The sequence below is a fragment of the Dyadobacter sp. 3J3 genome (assembly GCF_009801115.1).
Lineage (GTDB): Bacteria > Bacteroidota > Bacteroidia > Cytophagales > Spirosomataceae > Dyadobacter.
In genome coordinates, this window is sequence record NZ_VTOL01000005.1 from 99,737 (window position 1) to 112,962 (window position 13,226).

10 protein-coding genes and 1 tRNA gene are annotated in these 13,226 nt (G+C 40.6%); all 11 read left to right on the forward strand.

Annotation, left to right across the window (positions count from 1 at the left end):
* The first annotated feature begins 8 nt into the window (after positions 1-8).
* The 11 genes from smpB (at position 9) to FZF08_RS12385 (ending at position 13,223) form a co-directional block, all read left to right on the forward strand.
* A complete protein-coding gene (gene smpB / locus FZF08_RS12335; RefSeq protein ID WP_159469181.1) occupies positions 9-467 on the forward strand; it encodes an SsrA-binding protein SmpB in 459 nt (152 codons plus the stop codon).
* Positions 468-635: 168 nt separating this feature from the next.
* Positions 636-1,148 (forward strand): HNH endonuclease, encoded by a 513-nt coding sequence (locus FZF08_RS12340; RefSeq protein ID WP_159469183.1) that lies wholly within the window; start codon positions 636-638, stop codon positions 1,146-1,148.
* 184 nt (positions 1,149-1,332) lie between these two features.
* The gene (rpsA, locus tag FZF08_RS12345) at positions 1,333-3,195 is read left to right on the forward strand and encodes a 30S ribosomal protein S1 (RefSeq protein ID WP_159469185.1); all 1,863 of its coding nucleotides are present in this window, start codon (positions 1,333-1,335) and stop codon (positions 3,193-3,195) included.
* A 67-nt stretch (positions 3,196-3,262) separates the two neighbouring features.
* Positions 3,263-3,333: transfer RNA gene (locus FZF08_RS12350), tRNA-Cys, on the forward strand.
* A gap of 242 nt (positions 3,334-3,575) precedes the next feature.
* Positions 3,576-4,877, forward strand: a complete 1,302-nt coding sequence (locus tag FZF08_RS12355; protein ID WP_159469187.1) for a c-type cytochrome — start codon at positions 3,576-3,578, stop codon at positions 4,875-4,877.
* Positions 4,878-4,924: 47 nt separating this feature from the next.
* Positions 4,925-8,017: a TAT-variant-translocated molybdopterin oxidoreductase gene (locus FZF08_RS12360; RefSeq protein ID WP_159469189.1), complete on the forward strand. Its 3,093-nt coding sequence runs from the start codon at positions 4,925-4,927 to the stop codon at positions 8,015-8,017.
* A 57-nt stretch (positions 8,018-8,074) separates the two neighbouring features.
* The gene (gene nrfD / locus FZF08_RS12365) at positions 8,075-9,508 is read left to right on the forward strand and encodes an NrfD/PsrC family molybdoenzyme membrane anchor subunit (protein ID WP_159469191.1); all 1,434 of its coding nucleotides are present in this window, start codon (positions 8,075-8,077) and stop codon (positions 9,506-9,508) included.
* A 46-nt stretch (positions 9,509-9,554) separates the two neighbouring features.
* On the forward strand, positions 9,555-10,085 hold the full coding sequence (locus FZF08_RS12370; protein WP_159469193.1) for a DUF3341 domain-containing protein: 531 nt from the start codon (positions 9,555-9,557) through the stop codon (positions 10,083-10,085).
* Between the two features lie 13 nt (positions 10,086-10,098).
* On the forward strand, positions 10,099-10,707 hold the full coding sequence (locus FZF08_RS12375) for a cytochrome c (protein ID WP_159469195.1): 609 nt from the start codon (positions 10,099-10,101) through the stop codon (positions 10,705-10,707).
* A gap of 35 nt (positions 10,708-10,742) precedes the next feature.
* Entirely contained in the window at positions 10,743-12,089 is a 1,347-nt protein-coding gene (locus FZF08_RS12380) for a quinol:cytochrome C oxidoreductase (RefSeq protein ID WP_159469197.1), read from the forward strand.
* Between the two features lie 21 nt (positions 12,090-12,110).
* Positions 12,111-13,223, forward strand: a complete 1,113-nt coding sequence (locus FZF08_RS12385) for a cytochrome c oxidase subunit II (protein WP_159469199.1) — start codon at positions 12,111-12,113, stop codon at positions 13,221-13,223.
* Positions 13,224-13,226: the final 3 nt, after the last annotated feature.

Sequence of the window (13,226 nt, forward strand, 5' to 3'; positions counted from 1 at the left end):
AATATAATATGTCAGAAAAATTAGTAAAAAAAGTCGATATCCGAAATAGACGCGCGTCATTCGAATATTTTTTTCTAGAAGAGTTTACAGCAGGCTTGTCTTTGACAGGAACTGAAATAAAATCAATACGCCAGGGCAAAGTAAACCTTACAGATGCTTACTGTCTTTTTATGGATGGTGAATTGTACGTTCGCAGTATGCACATTTCTGTTTATACCGAAGGGACACACTGGAATCATGATCCGTTGCGTGATCGCAAGCTTTTGCTTACGAAGCGTGAAATGAGGAAATTGAGTGAGAACTTAAAGGATCAGGGATTAACCATTGTTCCGGTCAAACTTTTTACAACCGACCGGGGTTTTGCCAAACTGCACATTGCCTTGGCAAAAGGTAAAAAGCTGTATGATAAAAGAGATAGTATCAAGGCAAAGGATTTGAAACGTGAAAGTGACCGTTCAGATTACTGATTTGGACAGGAGCCTGAGAGTTTGTTATTTAGTCACTTGGCCGGAAATTCTCCATATAATTAAATCTCAGGCGGTGTAGAGATGTATTTTTTAATAATAATTGAATTTTACGAAATGTTTTTTTAGGTAAATTTCCTATATTGTGGGAATTAATTGCCGTAAAGACTCATGGGTAAAGTTCTGGTTCTTAATCAAGATTACAGCGCACTTAGTGTTTGCACAGTGCCGAAGGCATTTCTCTTAGTTTATCTAAACAAAGCTGAATTGCTGGCGGAATCGCCGACTCATTTCCTCAGGACTGTACGGGACAATTACCCGATGCCCATTGTGATCCGTCTCAATAGTTACATTCACCTTCCTTACCGCGGCGTGGTTATGACCCGTCACAACATTTTTAAAAGGGATGGAAACCGATGTCAGTATTGCGGAACACATGATCATCTCACACTGGATCACGTCATGCCGAAATCCAGAGGCGGGAAAACAACCTGGGATAATTTGGCTACGGCCTGCAAGCGTTGTAATTCAAAAAAAGGCGATTATACGCCTGAAGAAGCAGGAATGCATTTACGACAGCGCCCATTCCGGCCATCCTTTCTAATGTTTATTCGTGATTTTTCGGGCGTCACAGATGCAGAATGGCTACCTTATCTCGGTGTTAAAGAAAGAGCAGTTAACTGATTGAAACTCCCCTACTTCGCCTGTTTTGGCATCATATAATTTTTTTCTAAATCAAATCCTAGAGAGCTGGGTTTTTATTTAGAAAATTCCTACCTTTGCGTCCTATTTTTAAAATTTCCAGTTAAACTAATTTTCGACTGCGTGGCTCGCCAGTTGATGTAATCCAGAGCTTTACTTCCTATTTATGTCTAAGGAAAAACAAACACAAGTATTGCCTGATTTCGATTGGGAAAAAGCAGAAGACAAAGGATTCGGTACAGGCTATTCAGCTGCTGACCGTACTCGTTTTGAAGAAATGTACGAAACTACCATTTCTCCTGTTCAGGAAAAAGAAGTGGTTAAAGGTGTGGTTGTAGGTATTACAGACCGCGAGGTGATTCTTAACATCGGTTTCAAATCTGATGGTATTGTTTCATCAAATGAATTCCGTGACTTGCCAGCTTTGAAAATTGGTGACGAAGTGGAAGTTTATGTAGAAAACCAGGAAGACGCACAAGGTCAGCTTGTTCTTTCACGTAAGAAAGCAAAAGTAATTACTGCATGGGATAACATCCAGAAATCGTTTGACGAGGATGTGGTAATCGATGCTAACGTAAAGAGAAGAACCAAAGGTGGTCTTATTGTAGATATATTTGGTATCGAAGCTTTCTTGCCAGGTTCACAAATCGACGTGAAACCAATTCGTGATTTCGACATTTTTGTTGGAAAGCGTATGGAAGTGAAAGTTGTTAAGATTAACTACGCAAATGATAACGTTGTAGTTTCTCATAAAATATTGATCGAAAAAGATCTTGAAGCACAACGTCAGCAAATTCTTAATAACCTGGAAAAAGGACAAGTTCTTGAAGGTGTTATTAAGAACATGACCAACTTCGGGGTGTTCATCGATCTTGGAGGTGTTGATGGTTTGTTGCACATCACGGATATTTCTTGGGGTCGTATCAACCACCCGTCAGATCTTTTGGCACTTGACCAGAAGCTTAACGTTGTGGTTCTTGATTTCGACGAAGAGAAAAAACGTATCTCTCTTGGCTTGAAACAACTTCAGTCTCACCCATGGGATTCGTTGTCAGAAGATATCCAGGTTGGATCTAAAGTAACAGGACGTATCGTTAACGTTGCTGATTACGGCGCTTTCCTTGAAATCAAACCAGGTGTTGAAGGTTTGATCCACGTATCTGAAATGTCATGGTCTCAGCACCTGCGCAATCCTCAGGAGTTTATGAACGTAAACGACGAGATCAACGCAGTTGTATTGACACTTGACCGTCAGGAACGTAAAATGTCTCTTGGTATCAAACAACTTACTGAAGATCCTTGGACTCAAGGTTCATTGAAAGATAAGTATGCAATTGGTACGCGTCATAAAGGTGTAGTACGTAACCTTACTAACTTCGGTTTGTTTATAGAGCTTGAAGAAGGTATCGACGGACTGGTTCACGTTTCTGACTTATCATGGACTAAGAAAATCAAACATCCTTCGGATTTCGTAAAAGTTAATGACGAACTTGAAGTTGTTGTTCTTGAGCTTGACGCTGACAATCGTCGTTTGGCACTCGGTCACAAACAACTTGAAGAAAATCCATGGGATACTTTTGAAACAATCTTTGCTGTTGGATCTGTTCACCGTTCTACAATCGTAGCAAAAGGTGACAAATTCGCAACATTGGAATTGCCATACGGTATCGAAGGAATCGCAGCTGTGAAAAACCTTACGAAAGAAGATGGTACTTTTGCCGAAGTTGGAGAAAGCTTAGACTTCACTGTTCTTGAGTTCTTGAAAGACGAAAAGAAAATCGTTCTTACTCACTCTAAAGTGAAACCTTCTGCTGCTCCTGCTGTTGAAGAGAAAAAAGAAGAAAAAGCTCCAAAGCCTGCGTCAAACCAGTCTAAGAATACAGCTTCTAACACAGATGGCGCTACCAAAGAAGGAGAGAAATCGACCTTTGGAGACCTAAGTGTACTTTCAGCTTTGAAGGAACAATTCGAAGAAACTGAAAGAAAAGGAAAAAAAGTAGCGAAAAAAGACGACGAAACTGAGGAGTAGTCAATTTTTTTAATACTTTTGCACCGGGTTAGCAGTAAGCAGGAATATTCTTCTGCTAACCCGAAATGGTTCCGTGGCCGAGCGGCTAGGCAGAGGTCTGCAAAACCTCGTACAGCGGTTCGAATCCGCTCGGAACCTCGTCATAAATATCTTGATAAAATACCATTTGATAAAGCGCGTTTTATGCATTTTATCAAATGGTATTTTTTTGTTAAAACATTGAAAGTCAATGGCTCCCAGCAATTTGCGTTATTTGGACACGAATATTCAAATTAGAAGAATTATAAATAAGTGAGTACTTTAAAATATCCCCCAAATACTTTTGTGGATAAAAAATCGTACACTAGATTTGTCTGTTGAAGTATTATGAATAGTTGATTATGAATATACCATTCCGAGAAGACTCTAAGTTTTGTTCCTTCTTTCCCAGCTCAAAATCGTTTCTGGCTATTATTGTAGCTATTTTCTTAAGTTCCTGCAGCTTAACTTGGGCTCAGGATAGTACGGCTGCTGCCGGTGCTACCCCTGCTGCCGCTGCTGGTGGTGGAGATGCTGCTAAAGGCGAAACGTTATTTAAAAACAACTGTGCTCAATGCCATGCACCTACTGACGAGAAAATTGTAGGTCCTGGTTTGAAAGGTGCAACTACTCGTAACAACATTCAGTGGATTACGAAATGGGTGCATAATTCACAAGCTGTTATCGCAGCAGGTGATCCTTACGCTGTAAAGCTATACAACGAATATAACAAAGCTCAGATGACAGCTTTCCCGAACTTATCGGAAGATGACATCAAAGGGATTTTTGCTTATGTTGATAAAGCGGCTGCCGCTCCGGCTCCTGCCGCCGCCGGTGCTGGTGGAGCGGCTCCTGCCGCGGGGGCTGCACAATCAGGTGGACCTTCTGATCTTTTCATGATTGTTCTTGTTGCTTTGGTAGTTGTAATGCTCTTAGTATTAGGAGTTTTGCTTGTCATTGTAACAATTCTTTCGAAAGCCGTTACTGGTGGAGATACTGAATCTGCTACCAAAGGAGACTTTATGGCACGCCTTGGTAATTCTCTTAAGGGAATTGCCGGTGACCCTGCGATCCGTTCTGCTACAATCTGGATTTTCATTCTTTTAGTGATGAAGGTTACAATAGACGGAGCGTATAGTGTTGGTGTTCAGCAGGGATATGCGCCTAAACAGCCGATATCCTTCTCTCACAAACTTCACGCAGGCGAATATAAAATTGACTGCAACTATTGCCACACCGGTGTAAACAGAGGTAAATCTGCACATATTCCTTCTGCGAATATTTGTATGAACTGTCACGGTGTGATCAAAAAAGAATCACCTGAAATTCAAAAAATATACACATCAATAGAAAACAATACGCCTATTGAATGGGTACGTGTACACAACCTTCCTGATCTTGCTTATTTCAATCACTCACAACATGTTAATGTTGCCGGATTGGAATGTGAAAATTGCCACGGAGATATCGCTAAAATGGAAGTTATCCAGCAGCGCTCTTCACTAACAATGGGTTGGTGTATCGATTGTCACCGTAAGACTGACGTAAATACTAAGGGAAATGAGTATTACGACAAACTGGTACAATTACACGCATCAGATAGTAAAGAAGCTTTAAAAGTAGCTGATATCGGTGGTCTTGAATGTTCTAAGTGCCATTACTAATCACTGCAAATAGATACTAGAATACAACTCATTGTATTAACAGTTTTATGGAAAATACTAATAAAAGATATTGGAGAGGGCTTGAAGAGCTGCGTAATGACGAAAAATTCATTAAAGAAGCAGGTTCAGAGTTCGCTGATGCACCAACAGAAAATCAATATGAAAGTCTGGTTGACGGAGCAGGTACACACCGTCGCGATTTCTTAAAAGTTTTAGGATTTGGTATGGCTGCTGTTTCTCTTGCAGCTTGCGAAACTCCTGTTAAAAAAGCAATTCCTTACGTTAACAAGCCTGAGGGTGAATTCCCTACGATTGCTAACTGGTACGCCTCTACGTATGCAGAAAATGGAGATTACGCAAGTATTCTCGTAAAAACACGTGAAGGCCGACCTATTAAGATTGAGCCGAATACACTTTCAGGTATCACAAAGGGTGTTAGTTCAAGAGCACATGCTTCCTTACTAGGACTTTATGATAATGAAAAATTAAGAGGTCCTAAAAAGGGTGAAGATTTAAAAGTAACCTGGGATGCTGTTGATAAAGATATAACAAGCCAGCTTTCTTCAATCGCTGCAAAAGGAGGAGCCATTCGTATTGTTTCTTCAACTTTACTAAGTCCTTCTACAAAATCAGTTATCGCTGATTTTACAACAAAATATCCAACAACGCGTCACATTATTTATGACGCAAACAGTTCTTCTGCCATTGTAAAAGGAAATGAGCTTTCTTTCGGAAAAGCGGTTCTTCCTTCTTATGCTTTCAATAAGGCAAAAGTTATCGTTGCTATTGATGCTGACTTTTTAGGTGCATGGATTTCACCGGACGATTTCTCTCGTCAATATGCGGAAACACGTCGTGTTAGCAGTGCGAAAGACGGTAAGAAAGATATGTCCCGTCATTATCAGTTTGAATCTGTTCTTTCGATGACGGGTTCAAATGCAGATTATCGTTCTGCTGTAAAACCATCTCAACTTGGTTTGGTTGTTACTTCACTTTACAATAAAGTTGCTGCAAAACTTGGTGGGAAAGCAATTTCTGCTCCTGCTTTGGATGTAACAAACCTTGACAAAGCTGCTGTGGATCTTGTAGCTGCAAAAGGAAGTGCTTTAGTAGTTTCTGGTATCAATGATCCTTCGGTTCAGGTTGTTGTTAATGCATTGAATAGCTTACTTGGAAGTTATGGCTCAACAATAGATTTAGATACGCCTGTTAATTTCCGTCAGGGAAATGACGTCGCGATGAACGAATTCGTTGATGAAGTTAAAGGTGGAAAAGTTGAAGCGGTAATTTTCTATGCTGCTAACCCGGTTTACGATCACCCACGTGGTGCTGAATTAGCTACTGCTATTCCAAAAGTAGCATTGAGTATTTCATTTAATGACCGTGCTGACGAAACTGCATCCTTAGTAAAATTCATTACGCCTTCACCTCATTATCTTGAGTCATGGAATGATGCGGAGCCGATGACAGGTTTTTATAGCTTGACACAGCCTACGATCAGTTTGATTTTCAGTACACGCCAGGCCCAGGCAAGCTTATTGAAATGGGCAGGTCAGCCATCAGACTATCATGAATATGTAAAAGCATATTGGAGAAAAAATATTTATACACAAGGCGGTACAGATAGTTTTGAAAAATTCTGGGTACAGTCTTTGCATGATGGTTTCTTCAAAACAAACCGTACAGCTTCTGCTGCGGGTGCAACTTTCGCAGGAAATGTTGACGAAGCTGCATCAGCAATCGGTAAAAAATATAAAGCATCTTCTACAGGAATTGAACTGGCGTTGTATGAAAACGTTGGCGTAGGTAATGGATCTGCTGCTAACAACCCATGGTTACAAGAATTACCAGATCCTGTTACAAAAGCAACCTGGGATAACCACGCAAGTGTTTCTCAAAAAACTGCAACTGAACTTGGTTTTGCACAAGGAGACGTAGTAAAGGTAGATTTGAAAGGTAAATCTGTTGAAGTTCCTGTTATTATTCAGCCAGGTCAGGCTAATGGAACTGTTGCGATCACAATCGGTTACGGTCGTGAGAAAGCAGGGAAATCAGCAAACGGAGTTGGTAAAAATGTTTATCCTCTGGCTACATTCTCTGCCGGATATTTATCTTTTGCACCGGGAGAAGTTACTGTTACCAAAACAGGTGCAACCCGCGAAATCGCCCAAACACAAACACACAATACTGTAATGGGCCGTAAATCGGTTCTTCAGGAAACGGTGTTAGCTCATTTCCAGAAGGATCCATTGGCTGGACGTTTCATTCCAAAAATTGAAACATCAGAAGGAGCAGTAGATGCTACTGATCTTTCTCTTTGGAATGGACATAAATATCCAAATCATTCATGGGGTCTGGTTATTGACCTTAATACATGTTTTGGTTGCGGATCTTGTGTAATTAGCTGTCAGTCAGAAAATAACATTCCGGTTGTAGGACGTCAGGAAGTTATCAACAGTCGTGAAATGCACTGGTTACGTATTGACCGTTATTATAGCAGTGATGCAGAAGTTGGCGATTACACAGCAATGGAAGTTGCTTCGGAAAATCCGGAAGTTACATTCCAGCCTATGTTATGCCAGCATTGTAATAATGCACCTTGCGAAACGGTTTGTCCGGTATTAGCGACAACCCACAGTTCTGAGGGCTTGAATCAAATGACTTACAACCGTTGTGTTGGTACTCGTTATTGCGCAAACAACTGCCCTTATAAAGTACGTCGTTTCAACTGGTTTAAATATTTTGACAACGATAACTTTGATTACCACTTCAATAACGATCTTGGTAAAATGGTTATCAATCCTGAGGTTACAGTACGTTCACGTGGTGTAATTGAGAAATGTTCAATGTGCGTTCATAAAATTCAGGAAGGTAAATTGACAGCGAAAAAAGAAAGAAGACGCGTAGTTGACGGAGAAATTAACGTTGCTTGTGCTTCATCTTGTCCAACTGACGCTATTACTTTTGGTGATATGAATGATCCTGAAAGCAGAATTTCTAAAATTCTTGAAGTAGAAAGAGAAGGCCGTGCTTTCCACATGCTGGAAGAAATTAACGTACGTCCACAAATTTCATATCTTACCAAGATCAGAAATAAGGATGTAGCAGCGAAGGCAGAAGCTAAAAAAGAACACGTCTAAGTCTGGTTAATAGTTTTGTATTTGTTTGAAGATTAAATCATTATAAATTACAGTAGTATGCATGTTACTTCACCCGTAAGAGAGCCCCTTATTCAAGGCGGGAAAACGTATGCAGACGTAACGGAAGATATTTGCCGACATGTCGAAGGAAAGCCTACGAAAGAATGGAAAATTGCTTTCGGGATTTCTCTGGTCGTTTTGGCATATGGATCTTGTTGTCTTGCATGGACCTGGTGGGAAGGTCTGGGTGTGTGGGGATTAAATAAAACCGTAGGTTGGGCATGGGATATCACCAATTTCGTTTGGTGGGTAGGTATCGGTCACGCGGGTACATTGATCTCTGCTGTTCTTTTGCTATTCCGTCAGAAATGGAGAACATCCATTAACAGAGCTGCGGAAGCGATGACAATTTTCGCTGTACTTTGTGCCGCATCGTTTATTTTGATGCACATGGGTCGTCCATGGATGGCATATTGGGCTTTACCATTACCTAACGCATTTGGTTCTCTTTGGGTAAACTTCAACTCTCCTTTGGTTTGGGACGTTTTCGCGATCAGTACTTATTTCTCTGTATCACTTGTTTTCTGGTACATTGGTCTAATTCCTGATTTAGCTACAATTCGTGACCGCGCAACCAGCAAAGTTTCCCGTTTCATGTATGGAACTTTTGCAATGGGATGGGACGGATCAGCAAAAACATGGTCGCGTTATGAATATATCAGCTTAATTCTTGCTGGTTTAGCTACTCCTCTTGTACTATCTGTACACACGATTGTAAGTATGGACTTTGCTACCTCGGTAATCCCGGGATGGCATACAACAATCTTTCCTCCTTACTTTGTTGCAGGTGCGATTTTCTCGGGATTTGCCATGGTGCAAAATCTTATGCTGATCACACGTGTGGTTTACAAATTGGAAGACTACATCACGCTGGAACATATCGAAACCATGAATAAGGTAATTACCTTGACTGGTTCTGTTGTAGGGGTTGCTTATATTACTGAATTCTTTATTGCCTGGTATTCAGGAGTTGAATACGAAAGCTATGCATTTATCAACCGTGCTACCGGACCTTACTGGTGGGCATACTGGGCGATGATGACATGTAATGTAATCTCTCCACAGTTGTTCTGGTCAAGAAAACTTCGCCGCAGTATTACATTTACGTTCTTTATATCTGTTATTGTAAACATCGGTATGTGGTTTGAACGTTTTGTAATTATTGTTACATCTCTTCACCGTGATTACCTTCCTTCGAGTTGGGCTATGTTCTCTCCTACCCGTTATGATATTGGAGATTATATTTTCTCTTTCGGATTGTTCTTTACTTTATTCCTGCTTTTCTCTAAATACTTACCTGTTATAAACATGGCGGAAGTAAAAGCGGTAATCAGGTCAACTTCTGCAAACTTGCCTAAGAAAATTGCCGGGGTTGCAAAAGTAAGACATCGTGAAGCTGCGGCTCCGTTATTTAACAAGGATATAGAATAGGTAAATCGCTTAAAGCGAAAGAATAATATTTAACATTAGTATAAATATGGCAGAATTATCTGGTAAATATTTAGTTGGAGTCTACGACGATGACGATACTGTATTACATGCAGTACCAAGACTCAGAAAGGCGGGAGTGAAAATACAGGAAGTATATTCTCCGTTTCCAATTCACGGAATGGATGACGCACTGGGTCACCCACGTACAAGAATCGGGATTGCGGCATTTATGTTTGGTGTGGTCGGATGTTGCGTTGCATTAACCCTTATGATTTGGACCATGGGTATTGACTGGCCAATGATTGTGGGTGGTAAGGATTCAATTTCTTTGCCTAACTATATCCCTATTACATTTGAGTTGACTGTACTTTTCACCGCATTTGGTATGGTTACTACCTTTTTCATATCAAACGGATTAAGCCCTGCGGCTCACAACCATGAAAGATTTGACGTTCGTGCTACGGACAACAAGTTTATTATGGCAATCAACGTAGGAAGAAATTCAATGAGTGAAGATGAAATATCCCGTGCGCTTAGAGATAGTGGTGCAGAAGAGGTTAACATCAAACAATTTTAATGTGCTTGGATCGATGAAATTGAAAAGTTTATATAGATATTCCCTGGCCCTGGCTGTTATTGTAATCGCTGCATTCAGTTGTACGCGTGACCCTAACAATCCTGGTAAGCAATTTGCACCAAATATGTATCTGCCAGTTGGATATGAACCATACAGACAGGAAAAGGCAAATCCAATTAACCCTATGGGTTTAACAATGCGTTTGCCTGTTGAAGGAACAGTAGCCCGTCGTAACTACAATACTTCTTTTGGTAACGGAGATTCGGCAAAAGTTGATCTTATGGTTTACAATATTCCAGCGGATAGTATTTCTATTGCTGAAAGAGTATTGAAAAATCCGGTACCTCTTAATGAAAAAAGCCTTGCAGAAGGTAAAGTTTTGTTTGAGAGATATTGTCAGCATTGCCACGGAGCAACTGGAGCAGGTGACGGAAAAGTGGGAGCTGTTTATAAAGGAGTTCCTAATTACGCAAGTGATGCTTACAAGAACCTGAACGAAGGACATATTTTCCATGTCATTACTTACGGTAAAGCGCGGATGTGGCCTCACGGTTCACAAATTAATCCTGAGGAGCGCTGGAAAATTGTACACTATGTACAAAAGCTGCAAAAGGGAGCATAATTTATTTTTGATAACTGAGAAATAATATTTGAATAATGGCATCAGCACATTCGATTCCTTCTATTGAAGAACGGTTTGAATTCACTTCGGGAGCTAAAAGAAACCTTATTATTGGAGGAGCTATTGGAGCTGCTTTGGTAGTGGTGGGTATTTATCTTGCAGCGCAACCAGGAGGACATCATGAAGCAGAAGCGGCACAAGGCGCTGTAAATGCTATAACCGGACATGCTGCGACAGCTAGTCATGAGGCAGCGGGTCATGCTGTTGAAGAACATCATGTTAGCTGGCTTACCCGTATTTGGGCGAACCTTTGGGTGAATGCAGTATATTTTACTGGTATATCAGTAATTGGTATGTTTTTTATCTCTTACAACTATCTTGCTCAGGCGGGGTGGTCAGCGGTATTTAAAAGAGTACCAGAAGCAATGCCGGCATTTTTACCAATTACAGGTGTTATCATGCTGCTGGTATTTATCTTTGGAGGTCATGATTTATTTCATTGGACGCATGCCGAGGTTTACGAGGTTGGAGGTCCTGAGTACGACGAAGTGCTTGCCGGAAAACATGGGTACTTAAATACTCCTTTTTTTGTAGGTAGAATGATATTTTATTTTGTGGCATGGTATTTCATGTGGCGTAAGATCCGGCAGTTTTCGTTAGAGGAGGATCAAATCGGAGGTACAGAACTATATGATAAATCAATACGCTTAGGCACAGCTTTTCTTGTAATATTTGGAGTAACATCTTCAACGTCGGCTTGGGACTTTGTTATGTCAATTGACCCACACTGGTTTAGTACGATGTTTGGATGGTATACATTGGCAAGCTGGCATGTTGCAGGCCTTGCTGTGATAACACTTGCTGTTGTTATGTTGAGAGAAAGAGGATACCTGAAAGCAGTTAATTCAAGTCATCTTCGTGATTTAGGTAAATTTGTATTCGCTTGGAGTATTTTCTGGGCATATGTTTGGTTCTGTCAGTTTTTATTGATTTACTATGCAAACCAGCCGGAAGAGATTATTTATTTCATCGAAAGATTCAGAGGACATGGAAGTATTTTCAAAGCTCCTTTTTTTATAACATTGTGTCTTAACTTTTTCTTACCCTTTCTTGTTTTGATGACAAGAGATTCTAAGTTTACGCATTCAATTCTTAAAGTGGCATGCTGGGGTGTAATCATCGGTCATTATATGGATTTTTACACGAACATTATGCCTGGTAGCGCCGGGGATACGGCGGGATTTGGACCGCTGGAATGGGGATTTTTCTTAGTCTTCATTTGTGGATTTGTTTGGTCAATGGCGACTCAGTTGGAAAAGGCAAATTTGATTCCAAAGCACCATCCAATGTTGGAAGAGTCATTGCATCACGATATCGCCTAATTTGCTTAACCTGTTATTATCATGTATTTTATCATTGCAATAGTTGTCTTAGTTTTTGTGGTTCTCACCGGTGTTGTGATTTCCAGGCTGCAAGGCGTTCTCTCAAGTGTTAAAAAGCCAGAATCTGCTGATGCCGTACCTGAAGGTAATAGCTGGAATGGAGCGATGTTTATCGTCATTCTAGTTGCCGCAGTTGTGGGGATTACCTGGTCTTATATGCATGCAAGAGAGCACTTTTTACCGATTGCGTCATCTGTGCATGGAAGAAGAACGGATGATCTGTTCTGGTTCTCAATGGGAATTCTTACAATCCCTTTTGCCTTTGTTAACTTTTTGATTTTCTTTTTCGCATGGAAATACCAGTATAAAAAAGGAAACAAAGCGTCTTTTTATCCTGACAACCACAAGTTAGAATTAATCTGGACGATCATTCCTGCAATAGTAATGGCTATGTTGGTTTTTACGGGATGGAAAGCATGGTCAGATATTACCTCGGACGCTCCTGCGGATGCAGAGGTCATTGAGATTACCGGGAAACAGTTCAACTGGATTGTTCGTTATGGTGGTGTTAATGATAACAAACTTGGTAACTACAATTACAAGTTAATCGATGCACAGAATGAAGTAGGTATTGATTTGTCTGATGAAAATTCATTTGATGACTTTTTGAATCCTACGGAAATGCACATTCCGGTAAACAGACCCGTTCTTTTAAAAATTCGTGCACGTGACGTTTTGCACAGTGTGTTTATTCCTCACATGCGTGTGAAAATGGATGCGGTTCCTGGTATGCCAACAAAATTCTGGTTTGTGCCGGACAAAACTACCGCTCAGATGCGCGCTGATTTGAACGATCCTAATTTTAAGTATGAGATAGCGTGTACTGAGGTTTGTGGACAAGGCCATTTTTCTATGAAAATAAACCTGGTTGTTGAAGACGAAGCTTCTTATAAAAAATGGTGTGCTGAACAAACTACGTTTCTTCAGACTTACCCGGAATATCTTGCGAAAGTACCTGATAACTTGAAAGCTAAGGCAATGAAAGGTTTGCCGGCTGAAACTACAACGCCAGCAGATACTGTCAAAACAGCTTCGGTTGGTGGTGGAATTGGAACAAGTGCAGCACTTCGCTAATTT